This window comes from Reichenbachiella faecimaris (assembly GCF_900176375.1).
In the GTDB taxonomy this organism is placed as follows: domain Bacteria; phylum Bacteroidota; class Bacteroidia; order Cytophagales; family Cyclobacteriaceae; genus Reichenbachiella; species Reichenbachiella faecimaris.
The window spans coordinates 584126-600555 of sequence record NZ_FWYF01000001.1 but is presented as its reverse complement, the minus strand read 5'-3'; the positions used below and the strand labels follow the sequence as shown (position 1 = coordinate 600555).

14 protein-coding genes are annotated in these 16430 nt (G+C 40.7%); 11 read left to right on the top strand and 3 right to left on the bottom strand.

Annotated elements, in window-relative coordinates; translation table 11 throughout:
* Positions 1-3: 3 nt before the first annotated feature.
* From B9A58_RS02570 to B9A58_RS02540, 7 genes are read left to right on the top strand one after another with little or no spacing between them, the layout of a single operon-like run.
* Positions 4-255, top strand: coding sequence for a phosphopantetheine-binding protein (locus tag B9A58_RS02570; protein ID WP_084370858.1), 252 nt, complete (start codon positions 4-6; stop codon positions 253-255).
* Positions 255-1421, top strand: a complete 1167-nt coding sequence (locus B9A58_RS02565; RefSeq protein ID WP_084370857.1) for a beta-ketoacyl-[acyl-carrier-protein] synthase family protein — start codon at positions 255-257, stop codon at positions 1419-1421. Before B9A58_RS02570 ends, B9A58_RS02565 begins: the two co-directional genes overlap by 1 nt.
* A gap of 5 nt (positions 1422-1426) precedes the next feature.
* Entirely contained in the window at positions 1427-2344 is a 918-nt protein-coding gene (locus tag B9A58_RS02560) for a beta-ketoacyl synthase chain length factor (protein ID WP_084370856.1), read from the top strand.
* Positions 2337-3098: a polysaccharide deacetylase family protein gene (locus tag B9A58_RS02555; protein WP_084370855.1), complete on the top strand. Its 762-nt coding sequence runs from the start codon at positions 2337-2339 to the stop codon at positions 3096-3098. Before B9A58_RS02560 ends, B9A58_RS02555 begins: the two co-directional genes overlap by 8 nt.
* Positions 3095-3712, top strand: coding sequence for a flexirubin biosynthesis/transport protein LolA2 (locus B9A58_RS02550; RefSeq protein ID WP_084370854.1), 618 nt, complete (start codon positions 3095-3097; stop codon positions 3710-3712). Before B9A58_RS02555 ends, B9A58_RS02550 begins: the two co-directional genes overlap by 4 nt.
* 3 nt (positions 3713-3715) lie before the next feature.
* The gene (locus tag B9A58_RS02545) at positions 3716-4090 is read left to right on the top strand and encodes an ApeI family dehydratase (RefSeq protein ID WP_084370853.1); all 375 of its coding nucleotides are present in this window, start codon (positions 3716-3718) and stop codon (positions 4088-4090) included.
* Positions 4080-5249 (top strand): DUF2062 domain-containing protein, encoded by a 1170-nt coding sequence (locus B9A58_RS02540; RefSeq protein ID WP_245826970.1) that lies wholly within the window; start codon positions 4080-4082, stop codon positions 5247-5249. The genes B9A58_RS02545 and B9A58_RS02540 overlap by 11 nt, the downstream gene beginning before the upstream one ends.
* A 25-nt stretch (positions 5250-5274) precedes the next feature.
* Here B9A58_RS02540 and B9A58_RS02535 read toward each other — a convergent pair whose 3' ends face one another.
* Both B9A58_RS02535 and B9A58_RS02530 read right to left on the bottom strand, forming a co-directional pair.
* Positions 5275-6222: an MlaD family protein gene (locus tag B9A58_RS02535; RefSeq protein WP_084370851.1), complete on the bottom strand. Its 948-nt coding sequence runs from the start codon at positions 6220-6222 to the stop codon at positions 5275-5277.
* Positions 6223-6231: 9 nt separating this feature from the next.
* A complete protein-coding gene (locus tag B9A58_RS02530) occupies positions 6232-7017 on the bottom strand; it encodes an N-acetylmuramoyl-L-alanine amidase family protein (RefSeq protein ID WP_084370850.1) in 786 nt (261 codons plus the stop codon).
* Positions 7018-7174: 157 nt separating this feature from the next.
* On the opposite strand from B9A58_RS02530, the gene B9A58_RS02525 reads away from it, so the two are divergent.
* From B9A58_RS02525 to B9A58_RS02510, 4 genes are all read left to right on the top strand, one after another.
* On the top strand, positions 7175-9934 hold the full coding sequence (locus B9A58_RS02525) for a putative LPS assembly protein LptD (RefSeq protein ID WP_139793714.1): 2760 nt from the start codon (positions 7175-7177) through the stop codon (positions 9932-9934).
* Positions 9935-10034: 100 nt separating this feature from the next.
* Positions 10035-11219, top strand: a complete 1185-nt coding sequence (locus B9A58_RS02520) for an MFS transporter (RefSeq protein ID WP_084370848.1) — start codon at positions 10035-10037, stop codon at positions 11217-11219.
* A gap of 4 nt (positions 11220-11223) precedes the next feature.
* Positions 11224-11916 carry a lysoplasmalogenase gene (locus tag B9A58_RS02515; protein WP_084370847.1) on the top strand — a complete coding sequence of 231 codons (693 nt, stop codon included), beginning with the start codon at positions 11224-11226 and terminating at the stop codon, positions 11914-11916.
* 161 nt (positions 11917-12077) lie between these two features.
* The gene (locus B9A58_RS02510; protein WP_084370846.1) at positions 12078-15068 is read left to right on the top strand and encodes a choice-of-anchor D domain-containing protein; all 2991 of its coding nucleotides are present in this window, start codon (positions 12078-12080) and stop codon (positions 15066-15068) included.
* Between the two features lie 295 nt (positions 15069-15363).
* On the opposite strand, the gene B9A58_RS02505 is transcribed toward B9A58_RS02510, so the two are convergent.
* Positions 15364-16236, bottom strand: coding sequence for a sigma-70 family RNA polymerase sigma factor (locus B9A58_RS02505; protein ID WP_084370845.1), 873 nt, complete (start codon positions 16234-16236; stop codon positions 15364-15366).
* Between the last annotated feature and the right edge of the window lie 194 nt (positions 16237-16430).

Genomic DNA, 16430 nt, shown 5'->3' with positions numbered 1-16430 from the left:
GATATGACATTAAAAGAAGAACTAAAGGTGAAGCTGATCGAACAGCTCAATCTGGAAGAATTGACACCTGAAGATATTGCAGATGATGCCGCTCTTTTTGGAGCGGGTTTGGGGTTAGATTCAATAGACGCCTTGGAGATTATCGTTTTGCTTGATACGCATTATGGTATCAATGTAGCTAACCCAGAAGAAGGGAAGGAGATATTTCAGTCAGTAGATACTTTGGCGAGTTATATAGCCAAGCACCAGTCTTAATGAAAATATTTGTCACAGGAATGGGAGTGGTTTCGGCTGCTGGTTTTGGTCTAGAAGAAAACTTGGCCTCTCTACAAAGTAGCAAGACGGGCATTGCTTCCTGTGATTTTGATCAAATCAAAGGGATTTGCCTTGGACGGGTCGAGCAATCCACTGAAGAATTAAGACATCAATTGAAATTGTCAGGTCAATGGCCAAGAACGGCCATGCTAGGGCTGGCTGCTGCTAAGCAAGCGTATGCTGGTAGTGAAAGGGTGTTGCTCAAAACAGGCTTCATAAACGGCACAACTACTGGAGGAATGGACCTATCAGAGCAGTATTTTTCCAAAGGTATTGAAGAGCAAAAGACGGATGGCTGGAAAGCTATTGCCACGCATGACTTGGGTTCAGTAACAAACTTGATTGCCAAGGAATTGGGGACATTTGATTATGTCAATACCATTTCGACAGCTTGCTCATCTGCAGCCAGTAGCATCATGTTAGGTGCTCGGTTGATCAAAGCTGGGACGTTGGATCGTGTGCTGGTGGGAGGCTGTGATGCCTTGACCTTGTTTACGATCAATGGGTTTAAGTCTTTGATGATTTATGATCCTGACAGGTGCAAGCCATTTGATCAAAACCGTCAGGGTTTGAATTTGGGCGAAGGTGCTGGCTATTTATTGTTGGAAAGTGAAACAGCGCAAAAGCAGTCTGGCAAAAAGGCTGTGGCCGAATTGACAGGTTGGGCCAATGCCAATGATGCTTACCACCAAACTGGAACTTCAGCCGAGGGTATTGGCGCTAATCTGGCGATGCAAAAAGCATTGACTTGTGCGCAATTAGCAGCAGAAGAGATAGACTACCTAAATGCTCATGGCACTGCTACCAACAATAATGATCAATCTGAATCTGCGGCCATTGATGCAGTGTTCGACCAGATAGATTTCAGTTCCCTGAAAAGTCTGACAGGACATACACTGGGTGCGTCAGGAGGTATAGAAGCTATATATTCCATTATGAGTCTGCAACAGCAATTGGCTTGGGCCAATGAAAATTGTACAACACCAATGGAAAATGCTAAGAATAGACCCATTCAAAAATTGATCAAAAAGTCTATCAATCATGTCATGTCCAATTCTTTTGGGTTTGGGGGTAATAGCACATCACTTATTTTTTCTAAAGCCTGATCTCCATGTATATCCAAGCAGCCAGTTCTATCACTACTCTAGATACTTTTGGAAAAAAGGACTTTGCCGAAGGTTTTTTAAAAAAACATAAAGGATCAAACGAATTGATTCAACCCATTTACAAAGACTACATCCCTACTGGTTTACTGCGTCGAACACCAAAAATTAATAAAATGGCTTTGGCGTGTATGGAAGATTGTTTGACTCAGTATCAAACTGAATTTGACGCCATTATAGTAGGTACAGGATTAGGTTGCCTCAGTGATACAGAAAAGTTTCTTGGGCACATAGCCAATGCAAAGCCAGATCAAATGCTTTCACCCACAGCATTCATTCAATCGGGTCACAATGCCATATCTGGCCAAATCGCCTTAATGAAAAAAAATCACGCCTATAATATGACCTATGCGCAAGGTGGATTGTCTTTCGAATATGCTATGAAGGATGCGCTTTTGTGTCTGGAAGAAGGGCAAAAAAATGTACTGGTGGGAGCAGTAGATGAAAAGATAGATTTGCTGGATGAATGGGTTGGAAAGTTTGATTTGGGCTTTCTTAATTCAATTACTGAAGGAGCTTCATTTTTTGTATTGAACTCAGTTCCTGGTGCTGTTAAAGTGGAGGATGTAATGGTTTGTACTGGAGATTGGCAGGAACCTCTGAATGAGATGCTCGAAAGAAAAAAAATGACTTGGACTGCTATAGATCAAGTTTTTGTAGGTCACAATTGGACTCATACGTTAGGTGTGGATTTGCCTTGTCCTACTTTTGAGTACACAAAATTTTGTGGGCGTTATCTGAGTAGTTCAGCTTTTGGTATGCATTTGGCGCAGGACTATTTGCGTCATAATGATAAGAAATGGGCGCTGGTCATCAATAGAGTAGAGGAATCTAAAACGGGCATAACCCTACTTCAGCATGACTAAGTATCAAATCACACGACTGTTCTTTTTTGCGATTCTTCTGGGGAGCGTGGTGTTGGTCTATTTGGCCTTTGTGTCATGGTGGATCATTGGAGTAGTAGTGATTTTTTATGCAAGTTTGATGTTCTATTTCTCAATGAATATCAGGACAGGTTTTTTCTTGGATGCCATTTGTGAAATGCCCGGGGAGAAGGTGATGCTTACTTTTGATGATGGGCCTGATACTGAGCATACACCTCAAATTTTAGATATTCTTAAAGAAAACGAAGTATCTGCTTTCTTCTTCTTAATTGGGAATAAGGCAGAACAATATCCTGAAATTGTCAAACGTATGATTGATGAAGGCCATCAGATTGGTGGACATTCGTATCAACATCTGAAATGGTTTGGCCTAATGGGAAAGCAAAAAGTGAACGATGAGATCATGTCAGCACAAAAAGTATTGGCTGAAATTGCAGGAAAACCTGTTCACTGGTTTAGACCTCCTTTTGGCGTGACCAATCCAAATGTTTCAGCTTGTGTCAGGCAAAATGGGTTAAAGATGATAGGCTGGAATGTACGCTCTTTTGATACAGCTATGAATGATGCCAACATATTGGAAAATAGAATGTGCAGCAGAATTGCTTCTGGTAGTGTGGTGCTGATGCATGATCGGCTGGCTCAGACAGTTGAAGCCCTGCCTGGTATCATTGCCCATGTGAAAGCACAAGGTCTGGAATTTGATGTATTGAGGGAAAATGATAATCAAAATTTATGAAAGTGATTTATAAACTAGTCGTGTTGTGGTTAGCCAGTTTGTGTATTGGAGAATCTTATGGTCAAGATATTTCGCAAACAGAATTTATCAACCAAATAAAAAATACCAAAACTGAAATTGAGTCTATTGCAAGTCAATTTGAGCAGACGCTGTCACTTTCTGTTTTAGCTAGCGAACAAAAGTCTACAGGAAATTTCTATTATCTAAATCCAGGTAAATTGAAATGGGAGCAACTAGATCCCTCAGTTTATACACTGGTTATTAATGGAGATGAGTCTTACAAAATAGAAGGTGATAAAAAGAAAGAATTAGCGGCTGGTGGGATACAGGTGGTAGGTTTCAAGCGATTCATACTAGGTACCATGGATGGCTCTATTTTTAATTCCGATCATTTTGAGAGCAGCTTCAGAAAGGAAAATGCAACTTGGCAAGTGGCCATGATTCCGCTGAAAAAGGCGCTCTCAAGAAGATTCGAAAAGATTAACCTTACTTTTGACCAAGAAAAAATATTGCTTCAGCAAATTGTTTTCTTAGAACCTGGCGGGGATACCCGAACCATTCGGTTTTTTAACCATCAAATCAATACTTTAGTAGACGATTCTAATTTTCAATAAACCATGACCACAGAAAATTTCGAACAATTGGTGCAGCTACAGGAGACAAACAGCAATGCGTCTGGATATACTTTTGAAGTAATTATAAATCGAGAGCATGCCATATTTAAAGGACATTTTCCTGAAAGGGCTATTTTGCCTGGCGTAGCGATGGTTGAAATATTTAGACGCGCTACGGAACTGGCTACTGGTAAAAAATTGAGAATGAAGAGTTCCAAAAGTCTTAAATTTTTAAAAATGGTTGAGCCCAGTCAAACCACTCGGTTGAATTTATCACTTTCCTTCAAAAGCATTGATAAAAAAATAGTTGCCCAAGGCGAGTTGAATACTGAAGAGGGAGTGTATTTCAAAGAAATGGCCACTTTCATTGAAGACTAAAGCAATGGACAGCAGTGAAGTGAATTATTGCGTGGTAGTTCCTACCTATAACAATGCATCCACTTTGAAAACTGTATTGGATAGCTTATTGAGCCACACCTCAGAGGTCATTGTAGTAAATGATGGTTCTACAGATCATACAGCAGAGATTCTTGGGCAATATGCCAATTTAGACGTCATCATTCACCTAGTCAATCAAGGGAAAGGAATGGCGCTTAGAAATGCATTCGAGCTGGCAACTAGAAGAGGGTTTGAGTACGCCATCACCATTGACTCAGATGGACAGCACAATCCAGGTGATTTGCCAGCAGTTTTAGGAAAGATTGCCGAAAACAGGGGGAAAGTTGTGATGGGATCCCGGGCTATGGAAGGTGAAGGAATTCCTAAGAAGAGTAGTTTTGGGAATCGTTTTTCTAATTTTTGGTTTTGGGCAGAAACGGGAATTCGTCTGGCAGATACCCAGACTGGTTTTCGCGCTTATCCATTAAAATCCATGCTTGGAATGAAATGGTTTACCCATCGTTTCGAGTTCGAAATAGAGGTAATTGTTAGACTGGCTTGGCGCAATGTGAAATTCGTAGAACAGCCAATAGCAGTAGCTTATCAACAAGACAGAGTAAGTCATTTTAGACCATTAAAAGATTTTGCACGAATCAGTGTGCTCAACACCTTTCTTTTTACGGCAGCATTACTTTTCTATTTGCCAAGGCTGTGGTTTATGAATTTGTCCCTGTCCAATCTGTGGAAGCAGGTGAAAAATGAGTTTGAAGCTGGTAGCGAAAGGCCAGTTAAATTGGCAGGAGCTGTTGGCCTTGGCTTGTTCTTTGGGGTTTTTCCTATCTGGGGGTTTCAGATGCTGGTGGCGTTTGCTATAGCAAGTATTCTAAGGCTCAATAGGCTCCTGGTGCTCTTTAGTTCTAATATAAGCATACCACCTTTTTTGCCTCTGATTCTCTATTTCAGTTTTCAGATGGGCAGTTTTTTCTTCAAAGAGCCAGTTCACTTTGCCAGCTGGGAGTCATTGGATTTGTCCACCATCCATAGCCATGTGATGCAATATGCTATAGGGGCTGTGCTACTTTCAGCTTTAGTAGGAATTTCCGGATTTGCAGTGACTTATTTACTAAGTGTCGTTATCAGAAATAGGAAACCCCAATAGGGAACTAAAGTCCTAATACTCAATGCTATTGTTGAGCTGCTTTGGCCCTCTCTTTCTCTATCTTTTTTTGAGACTTGCCCAAGGGGCCCAGAAAGTGTTTTGGGTTATTGTCAAAATGAATAATCAATTGATCCAAGTCCTCGATCGTCTTGTTTAGGTTGTTATACAGACTGTCTTCTTTCAATATTTTACCAACAGTACCTTTACCAGAGTTAATGTCTTCCATCATCAAGGTGAGCTGGGCCAATGTACCATTCAACGCATTGATAGCACTATCCAGAGGTAATCCTTGTACCATGTCTAAAGTAGAATCAGCATTGGCCAGTACGGGTTCCAGCATATCCACTTTATCATTTACATTGGCCAATAATGTATTTACACCTGTAAGTGTCTGCTTCAGATTGGCATTGTTTTGTCTGACGAATTGATTAACTCCTCTGAGTGTGGTGTTCAAAGAGTTTAGTACAAGTTTGATATCTTCACCAGCTCCTTCCATACCCAAAAGAATCTCATTGATCCTTCTTATGGTTACAGTCAGGTTGGAGGTGATGGGTTCAGCACTTTCAAATAAAGCCGCAATTCCTTTGTCTATATCTGATTTGAGTGTGTCGCCGCTTTTTAGGGGTTTGGACAAATCTCCAATCTGGAGCAAAATCGCTTTGCTCCCCAGAAAGTCACTGTTGGTGAGCTGAGCAACAGTAGTGTCTCCAAGGATTACCTTTTCATCCACATCCAGCTCTACGATGATTTTGTTGTCTCGTTTTTGCAATATCCCAATGGAGCTTACCCTTCCCACAGCATAGCCGTTCACAATGACAGGATTGGAGACATTAAGCCCATCTATGTTTTTGTACAGCACGTAATACTTATTGGTAGGGGAGAAGAAATCTATTCCTTTCAAATAGTTGAATCCGAGATAGAGGATGGCACCAGAGATGATAGCGAACAAGCCTACTTTTACTTCTTTACTCACGTTTAGGTTTTAGTTTTTAGATTCTATTTCGGTTTTGTAATCACGAAATGCACGGTATATACCAGATGCAATATAGGTTTGTTGTAATTTATCATTTAATTCTTTTTCCTCCTTAGGATTACTCAAAAATCCAGTTTCTACCAGAATGCTGGGCATGGCTGAACTCCAAAGCAGGTATAAACTTGATTGCTTTACTCCTCGACTTTTTCGTCCTACTCTGTTTTTGAATTGATCCTCTACATTTGTAGCTAGTAAGATGCTTTGTTCTTGATAGACGGATTGAGTTAGTGAAAATAGGATGTATGACTCAGGAGAGTTTGGGTCAAAACCCTGATAGGTTTCTTCATAGTTTTCTTCCAGTAGAATCACGGAATTTTCTCTTTTAGCAACCTCAAAGTTCCTATCGAAATTTTTCAATCCCATCACGTAGGTTTCTGTGCCATGTACTTCATTGCTCCAAGGTGCATTGTTGCAATGAATGGAAATGAACAAATCAGCATCGTTTTTGTTGGCCAAATCTGACCGTTCAAATAGTGTAGGAAAGCTATCATCCTGACGAGTATAAATAATCTCTACATCAGGCATATATTTTTTTATAATCTGACCTGTCTCAAGCGCTATGCTAAGCGCGATGTCTTTCTCTTTTGAATAAGAACCAAAAGTGCCCGGGTCTTTGCCCCCATGGCCAGCATCAATCACTATTTTTCTGACCGTCACATCCTTGACCCCAGTATAGCTAAAGGAGCTCAAAATGAACAGAATCGAAAAAAATGCTATTGCAAAAATATTTTTCATCCAGATACGCTAGTTTAAATTATAATGGCAATATTTTTGTACAAAAATGTAAATTTTTACTCGTAACTGAAAACCCTTAGTGCGCATTATCAAGTACGTAGTCATTTTAATTTTTCTCTTTTCCGCTAGGTTTTCAGCTTTTGGTCAAAATCCTGCTTTGGATACAGCTCAGATCCTGCGCCAATTGCCCCAATTGATAGATTCGCTTGGTTTACGAGACTCATTGGTGAACCATCCAGAATACCTTCCACTTATTGCAGACTCTGCTCAGACCATTATGGGAGCAAATGCAGAGATTTTAGATACCCTTCTTACAGAAACCGTGCCTGTGGCTACCCCGCCCAAACCTCGTGGTGATATCGAGACTACGATTGATTACAAAGCAAGAGATTCAATCTTTTTTGACTTACAAAACCAGATGATGTATCTGTATGGTGAGTCCAAGATTGATTATGGGGATATAAGTTTGTCTGCAGAGCGTATTTCTCTCGATTGGGTTACTAATGCCATACAGGCCAATTATGTGCTTGATAGTGCTGGAAAGAAAGTAGGGAAGCCTGTGTTTACTGAGCGGCAGGATGTCTATGAGACGGACGACATCAAGTACAATTTCAAGTCCAAGCGTGCATTGATTAATGGTGTGATTACAGAGCAGGATGGCGCCTTTATGCACGGAGAAAAGGTGAAGAAGAACGAAAAAGATGAAATGTTCATCCGTGGAGCTAAATATACTACCTGCGACCATGCTTATCCTCACTACTATATCAAATCATCCAAGCTGAAGGTTATTCCAAACAACAAGGTAGTCTCTGGACCCTTTAATTTGTACTTTGGGGAAATTCCTACACCCATAGGCTTTCCATTTGGAATGTTTCCTCAACCCAAAGAAAAAGCTTCAGGGATTCTCTTTCCGTCCTATGGCGAGGATCAGAATAGAGGGTTTTTCCTTAGAACTGGAGGATACTACTTCGATATCAATGAATATATAGATTTGAAATTGACAGGGGATATTTTCACCAATGGGAGTTATGGATTGCAGAGTATTTCTACCTACAGAAAGAGATACGCCTTTTCTGGAAATTTCAATTTAAGGTACAACAAAACCAACAGTACACAATTTGAAGATGATTCTTTTTCTAAGGATTTTTGGTTGAATTGGTCACACAGTCCACAGTCAGTGGGTACTTCCAGGTTTTCAGCTTCTGTTTCTGCAGGTACTTCTACCTATTCGGCCAATGCCAATAATGTAGGCTATGATTATCAGCAGAGTGTCAACGCACAATTCAATTCCAATATTTCTTATTCAAAGACCTTTCAAGGTACACCATTCAATTTAAGTTTGAATGCCAGACACAGTCAGAACATTAGCACGGAGGTAGTTAATGTCACGTTGCCAGAATTGAGTTTCAATATGAACAGGATATATCCGCTTAAAAATATCAGTGGATTGAAGAATGGCGTACTCGGGAAGTTAGGTTTTTCATATAATTTGGTAGCTAAAAGTGAACTCTCCAATGCTGCTGTGGCTAGTCCAAGTTTCAATGTCATCAATAGAAATGCAATGGATGATAGTCTGGTGGGCTTTAGTTCGGACAATTTGGCCACACTATTTGATAGAGCGAAACTGGGAGCGAGACATACTATTCCTATTGCCACCTCTTTCAATGTGATGAAGTACTTCACTGTCAGCCCAAGTTTTAATTATACAGAGGTTTGGTATCCAAAAGAATTGCAATACACCTATGATGAGGTGGAAGGTGGCGTGAGAGTAGATACTTTGCGTCAATTTTCACGAGCGGGCTGGTATAGCTCTGGAGCGTCTGTGTCCACACGTTTTTATGGCATGTATAATTTCGGAGGAGGCAAGGTTCAAGCCATTAGACATGTTATTACGCCCAGTGTTGGTTTTAGCTATAGTCCTGATTTTGGTGACCCTTCAAAGGGGCATTATGAAGAAGTACAAATTGATGATCAGGGAAATACAAGAATTTTATCAAAATATCAAGGGTTCGCCTATGGAGGCCCATCATTAGGGGAAAGTGCCAGCCTCTCTTTCTCTATGAATCACAATATTGAAATGAAGGTGAAGGCAAAAAATGACTCCATTGAAGAGTATAAAAAAGTAAAAATATTCGACAACCTCTCTATGTCCTCTGGTTATAATTTCTTAGCTGATTCCTTCAACCTAAGCAATATCAATTGGAACGCTAGAACCAGTTTATTCAATCGAGTGGTCAGTATCAATATGAGTGGAACAATTGATCCCTACGTCTATGTACTAGATAGTATAGATGCTAGTGATCGGGTATATCAGCGCAAGATAGATCGATTGGCTTGGAACAGTGGAGAAGGAATGGGTAGACTAACCAGAGGAAATGTAGCGATTGGTCTGAATCTAAAACCAAAGGGAAGTAAATCTCAAGAGGAAAGCAGTGATAATGGCAGAGATATTGGAATGAACCCTAGACATATCAACAACTCCGATCCTGATAACCCATTTCTTCCAGGACAAGAAGAAAATCAAATGGCTGGCAATGTGAATCAGTTTATTTCCAGGGATCCAAATCAGTATGTGCCTTTTGACGTGCCCTGGGCTCTAAATATCAATTATGCCTTTAACTATACAAAGAATGGCTTTAATGAACCCGTCATTACGCAAACGTTAAACTTTAATGGCAATCTCAGTATTACAGATAAAACCAGAATAGGATTCAACTCTGGGTATGATATCAAGAATAAAGAATTTACAGTGACCCGTTTGAACGTAGGCAGAGATTTGCACTGTTGGACGCTCAATTTTAACTGGGTACCCTTTGGCCCACGCCAATCTTATTTCGTAGAAATACGTGTAAACTCTCAACTGCTGAAAGACTTGAAACTTGATAAAAAGAGCCGTTCTACGTTCACCAGTTTCTAGGGTCTACCTGACTTCATCATTTTTAACAATTTTCTAATAGAGAAGAGATATAAGCGTCATGGGGTTTGTATGATATTCGGGTTAGCTTTGCGTGCCTACTATGAACAACACAAACTCAATTTTCACACTCCAGTTTGGGCTACTTTGCCTCAGTGGATTTCTGTTTTTCGGAAGTTTCAACATGATCATTCCAGAGCTTCCTTCCTATCTGGATAGTTTAGGAGGAGGAGAGTACAAAGGGCTCATCATTGCACTATTCACAGTTACTGCTGGCCTATCAAGACCTTTTAGTGGAAAGCTGGCGGATAAGGTTGGTCGAATTCCTGTGATGGTTGTTGGTGCTCTGGTGAGCGGGATTGCTGCCCTAATCTATCCATTCGTGACTGGAATCATTGGATTCTTTGCCCTGCGTTTTTTTCATGGTTTTTCTACTGGATTTAAGCCTACAGGCACTTCGGCTTATGTAGCTGACATAGTACCTGCCGCAAGGAGAGGGGAGGCCATGGGGGTGGTGGGATTTTTCAGCAGTTTGGGTATGGCGGCAGGGCCGGCCATTGGTTCCTTTATTGCAGCCAATGCTGGCATGAATACTATGTTTTATAGTTCATCTGCTTTTGCGATTCTTTCAGTTCTAATCCTTATCGGAATGAAGGAATCTTTAAAAGACAAGGAGAAATTATCCATCAGTCATTTCTATGTAAAACCTGATGAAGTATTTGAACCTAATGTAATATCACCTTCCTTGATGATGATGTTGTCTGTGTTTTCTTTTGGAGCTATTCTCACAGTGATACCTGATTTGAGCGACCAACTAGGCTTTCCAAATCGAGGGCTGTTTTTCACCTTCTTCACCATAGCTTCCTTGCTTGTTAGAATTGTGGCTGGTAAGGCCTCAGATAAGTATGGTCGGATTCCAGTCCTACGCATAGGCAGCATGATCTTGCTGGTGGCAATGCTGCTATTAGCCAATACAGACAATCAGGCCATGTTTATAATCAGTGGCGTGGCTTTTGGACTAGGCGTTGGGATTTGTTCACCCACCATTTTTGCATGGACGATTGATCTGAGCAATGAAGCACATCGAGGGAGAGGAATTGCTACTATGTATATTGCACTGGAGATAGGAATTGGCATGGGAGCCTTCTTGTCTGGTCTGATCTACAACAATGAACTCGCCAATATCTCTTTGGTCTTTTATATTGCTTCGGCTACGGTTTTAATTGGGCTCATCTATTTATATTCGAATCCAGTTAAGAAATTGGCATTGGCCAGTAAAGCAACATAGACAGATGAAAGACGAAAAAACCGCCCAAATTCTAAAGTATGTATTTATTGTCATTTCTGTGGCAGAATTGTGTAGCCATGCTTTTGAATGGAAGTTTTTGAATGAATTCACTAAACCATTACTGATGCCAGTCCTGTTGGTTTACTTCCGAAAAGGCATGAATGCACCAGTTAATTTATCATTTATACTGGCCGTATTCGCTTTGGTCTTTTCCTGGTTTGGTGATGTGGCCCTGATGTATGTGTACAAGAGGGATTGGTACTTCTTAGTTGGTTTAGGGGCTTTTGCTATCGCGCAAGCCCTCTACTTTTTCTCGTTTAAAAATGCAAAGTCAGGAGAGGAAGAGCAGATACCTTTATTGCAACATATTTTCAATGTCCTACCTTTTGCTGTATTTGTGATTGGACTGTTATATACGCTCTGGCCTTTTTTGGAGGGATTAAAAATACCTGTGACTATATACGCATCACTGATCTGTCTGATGGCCTTAGGTGCAGTTTATAGAAATGGTAGCACCACCACAGAAAGCTTTAATCAAGTGGTCTTTGGTGCCATTTTATTTATCCTATCTGATTCGCTCATTGCGATCAATAAATTCTACGCACCCATGGAAAACGCCTCCATTTGGATCATGGGCACTTACATTCTCGCCCAGTGGAATATTATTAATGGGTTGCACAAACATTTTAATAGTTAGGATCAATGTGTTCCCACACTTCATTTCAAAAAAAAAAACATAAGGATTTCCAATTTTTAATTAGATTTGAGGTGGTTCTTTTTTAAAAGTAGCTGTAAAAAGACTCATTTAACCAGAATAGGTTAATAAAACTTTACCCTAACCACGCGGTGCGGTCATCTATGAGAAAAATGATTATGCCAGTTATGCATGCCTTATTGGTATGTGTAATTCTGCCCCGAGCTTTTGCTCAAACGACAGTAATTTCCCACGATTTTAACGGTTCTGATAATGGATGGACAGTCACTTCCAATACCAATGGAGATTGGTTGAGGGGTTCGGGGATATTGGATGCAGGATCTGATGGTAGTTATTGGCATACCTCACCAAGTGCATACAACAATGATGCAGTCCTGATTGTAGAAAGTGGAACGCTGGATTTTTCAGGATTTACAAATCTTGTATTGCAAGTGGATGTTCGATATACCACTGAGGATGGATATGACGGCATGCAAATGGAATATAATGATGGCGGAGGCTGGAGTCTTTTAGGTGCAGTAGGTGATGGGTTTAATTGGTACAATGAAACCGACCTGGATGCCATAGGTGCAGATGAGGACGGTTGGTCTGGTGACAATGAAACTTGGGAAACGGCAATCATAAGTTTGCCAGCTGCTCTTGAAAATAATTCAACGGTTCAGTTTCGTTTTAGGTTTGAATCTGATGGAGGACTAACTGATGAAGGGGTTGCTTTTGATAACCTTACTGTGGTATCTGGAGGTTCAGATATTTACGTGGCTGGCAATGGTACTGAAATCAAAAATGGGGATAGTACTCCTTCTACTACAGATGATACTGATTTTAGAAGCGTTGGGATTGGGGCTGGCTCCAAAGTTAAGACCTATACGATCATTAACTTGGGTGGAAGCACATTGAGCCTTACTGGAGCAAGTCCGGTAACCATTGAAGGCACACATGCTTCAGACTTTAGCGTAGATGCGCAACCTGCTTCTTTGACTTTGAGTGGAGGAGAGTCTACCACTTTTTCAATAGCTTTTGATCCTTCTGCTACTGGTGTTCGATCTGCTGATATTTCTATAGCGAGCGATGATAGTAACGAAGATCCATTTACCTTCGACATACAAGGAACAGGCGTGAATGAGATAGTCTATCATTCTTTTGATGCAGGAAATGAAGGGTGGACAGTTACTGATAATACTAACGGAGACTGGGCACGAGGAACAGCCGCTCTAAGCGAGGGAGCTGATGGATCCTTTTGGTATACAACACCTGCTGGTGCGTATAATGCTAATGCAGTGCTCACCATTCAGAGTCCTGTAATAGACCTATCTGGTGAGTCAGATTTGGTGCTGTACATAGATCTTAGATACGATACTGAAGCAGATTGGGATGGCTTCAGAATCGAGTATAGCAGTGATGGTGGTACAGGATGGAACGATCTTGGTGCCGTGGGAGATGGTATAAATTGGTACAATGATACGGATGTGGATGCTATTGCTGATGGACAGGATGGATGGTCAGGTGATAATGATAGATGGGAGACCGCTGAAATAGAATTGCCAGCTATTTTGGAGAACAATACTAATACTAGGTATAGAGTAAGCTTTCAGAGTGATGTTTCAGAAAATGAAACAGGAGTAGCCTTTGATAATTTTATGATATCTGTTGGGGTTCCAGATATATATGTGGAAGGGAATTCACTTGAAATAATCAATGGTGCAGCTGGCACCTCCAATTTAAAAGGGACGAATTTTCGTAATGTAGATGTGACGTCTGGTACAAAGTCCAATTCGTTTACTATTTCTAACGTAGGCGGAGGCACTCTGAATCTCACAGGTGGTACACCTGTCACCATTAGTGGAACCCATGCAGCGGACTTTACTGTTACGAGTCAACCAGCCTCTTCTGCGCTGGATTTTACCGAGTCAACAACATTTACCATTCAATTTGATCCTTCAGCTACAGGAACAAGAAGTGCAACAGTCTCTATTGCCAGTGATGATAGCGACGAAGATCCATACACCTTTGCCATTGCAGGAGAAGGTGATAATGCAATTGTCTACTATACTTTCGATGCTTCGGATGAGGGATGGACAGTGACCTCGAATACCAATGGAGACTGGCTCAGGGGCAATGCTATCCTCGCGACTGGCGCTGATGGCAATTATTGGCATACCGACCCTTCGAATTATAGCAACAATGCAGTTTTGACAATACAAAGCCCTGTGATTGACCTTACTGGTGAGACTAGTTTAAGTCTTCATATTGATCTGAGATATTCCACAGAGGCTGAATGGGATGGTTATCAAATCGAGTACAGTGATGATGCGGGTGCGAATTGGTATAACCTTGGAAAGTATCTCGATGATATTAATTGGTACAATGACACAGATGTGGATGCTTTGGCTGATGGTGAAGATGGATGGTCAGGTGATAATGGGAGTTGGGAAGTTGCCGAGACTGATTTACCGGCCGTTTTAGAAGATAATAGTCAAGTCCAATTTAGAATTTTATTTGCAAGTGATGGAAGTGCTGTAGATGTAGGTGCAGCTTTTGATAATTTTGCCATTTATGGAGATGTATTGCCTTTGCCTGTGGAGCTTATCTCGTTTAAAGCGAGTCAAATGGGTGATTTGATTCGCTTGAGTTGGGTGACGGCCAGTGAGTTGAATAATGATCATTTTGATGTACAAAGATCGAATGATGGGGTTGATTTTGAAACCATTGGAACAGTGCAGGGTCACGGAACTTCTAATATTCAGCATGAATATCTTTTTAATGATAGATATCCATTGACTGATGTAGCCTATTATAGGTTAATTCAGTATGACTTTGATGGTGCCTTTGAAATACATAAGACTGTAAGAATTGAACAGAGCAGTGAGAATAGACCATTACAGGTATTGGCTTATCCCAATCCTTCCTTAGATAGAAATACTGTGAATCTTAGAGTGAATGCTGAGGAAAAGGCAAAAATTATAATACAAATTATATCAATCACTGGTGAAACTGTTTTCTCTGAAGTAAAAACTCTGGAAACTGGTGGTCATGATCTGAAATTGTATTTTAATACAGCACTAATACCAGGCATGTATGCGCTCTCAGTAAACCAAGGAATCGAGAGAAATACCACTAAGCTGGTAGTGAGGTAATAGTTCCAATTAATCTCTCTCAGAAGTGCAATTGTTAGGCTAGTCTTTCAGTGAGTAGGCCTGACTGCTAACAAGAATAAATGGACAGAAGCAGGAATACAAGTATTTTAGAATGAGATCGTCATCGCCTTTGCTTGTCAAGGCGATGTGTCGGGTTGAGGGCAAATACTTTAGTTACAGTCTGCCAAACCGCTGGGGATTACCCGAATAAATCGGGTAATGACGGAATGGAGATAAACAAAAAAAACCTCAACTTTCGCTGAGGTTTTCAATATTCTACATCTGACGCAGCTGCTTAGCTCGCACAGAATTCTTTCAATCTTTGATTCTTAGATGGCTCTCTCAATTTCTGTAGGGCCTTCTCTCTGATTTGTCTTACACGCTCACGAGTCAAACCCATGATGTCGCCAATCTCCTCTAGGGTGAATGGGTTGTCAGATCCGATGCCAAAGCTCATTCTTACTACTTCTCTTTCTCTAGCTGTCAAAGTAGATAACGCCCTGATAGTTTCTACTTTCAACGAATCGTTGAATACCATCTGGCCATCAGTAGGCACAGTAGTTTTGTTTTCCAATACGTCCAACAATGAACCAGACTCGTCTTCACCAAAAGGAGCGTCCATAGACATTTGCTTCACTTCAGCGCCTAATGTGTTTCTGACTTCACTAGGCTTCATGTCTAAGATGTCAGCCAATTCCTCTTCGGTTGGCTCTCTCTCGTATTTCTGCTCAAGTTCTGCATAAGCTCTTCTGATCTGGTTGATCGCACCAGATTTGTTCATTGGCAACCTTACAATTCTAGACTGCTCAGCTAGTGCTTGCATGATCGACTGACGAATCCACCATACAGCATAAGAGATAAACTTAAATCCTTTGGTTTCGTCAAATTTCTTTGCGGCCTTAATGAGACCTAGGTTTCCTTCATTGATCAAATCATTCAAAGGCAAACTTCTGTTTTGGTACTGCTTGGCAACAGATACCACGAATCTTAAATTCGCTTTCACTAATTTTTCAAGAGCAAGATCATCTCCTTGTTTGATTCTCTGTGCTAACTCTACTTCCTCATCAGGAGTAATCATTGGCACACTACTAACTTCAGTAAAATACTTTTCTAAGGTATGACTTTCACGTCTGTTAGTAATCGATTGTGTGATCTTCAGTTGTCTCATATGATATTGTTTTCCTTTTTTTAGGGCTCCTTGCCTAGTACTAGTGTAAACGAGCCCGCAAATTTAATATTTTATACGGTTTATTTCTAATAAGAGATTAACTATTCTGACATAATTAACACTCTTTTATAAATAAAGTTCAAACATTAGCGGGTGGTCAAAATTCCTTGGCTTGCCGTCAAACTAATAAACAT

Coding starts and splice junctions, on each gene's coding strand:
- B9A58_RS02570 (WP_084370858.1), top strand. CDS start 4: ATGACATTAAAAGAAGAACTAAAGGTGAAGCTGATCGAACAGCTCAAT.
- B9A58_RS02565 (WP_084370857.1), top strand. CDS start 255: ATGAAAATATTTGTCACAGGAATGGGAGTGGTTTCGGCTGCTGGTTTT.
- B9A58_RS02560 (WP_084370856.1), top strand. CDS start 1,427: ATGTATATCCAAGCAGCCAGTTCTATCACTACTCTAGATACTTTTGGA.
- B9A58_RS02555 (WP_084370855.1), top strand. CDS start 2,337: ATGACTAAGTATCAAATCACACGACTGTTCTTTTTTGCGATTCTTCTG.
- B9A58_RS02550 (WP_084370854.1), top strand. CDS start 3,095: ATGAAAGTGATTTATAAACTAGTCGTGTTGTGGTTAGCCAGTTTGTGT.
- B9A58_RS02545 (WP_084370853.1), top strand. CDS start 3,716: ATGACCACAGAAAATTTCGAACAATTGGTGCAGCTACAGGAGACAAAC.
- B9A58_RS02530 (WP_084370850.1), bottom strand. CDS start 7,017: ATGAAAAATATTTTTGCAATAGCATTTTTTTCGATTCTGTTCATTTTG.
- B9A58_RS02520 (WP_084370848.1), top strand. CDS start 10,035: ATGAACAACACAAACTCAATTTTCACACTCCAGTTTGGGCTACTTTGC.
- B9A58_RS02515 (WP_084370847.1), top strand. CDS start 11,224: ATGAAAGACGAAAAAACCGCCCAAATTCTAAAGTATGTATTTATTGTC.
- B9A58_RS02510 (WP_084370846.1), top strand. CDS start 12,078: ATGAGAAAAATGATTATGCCAGTTATGCATGCCTTATTGGTATGTGTA.
- B9A58_RS02505 (WP_084370845.1), bottom strand. CDS start 16,236: ATGAGACAACTGAAGATCACACAATCGATTACTAACAGACGTGAAAGT.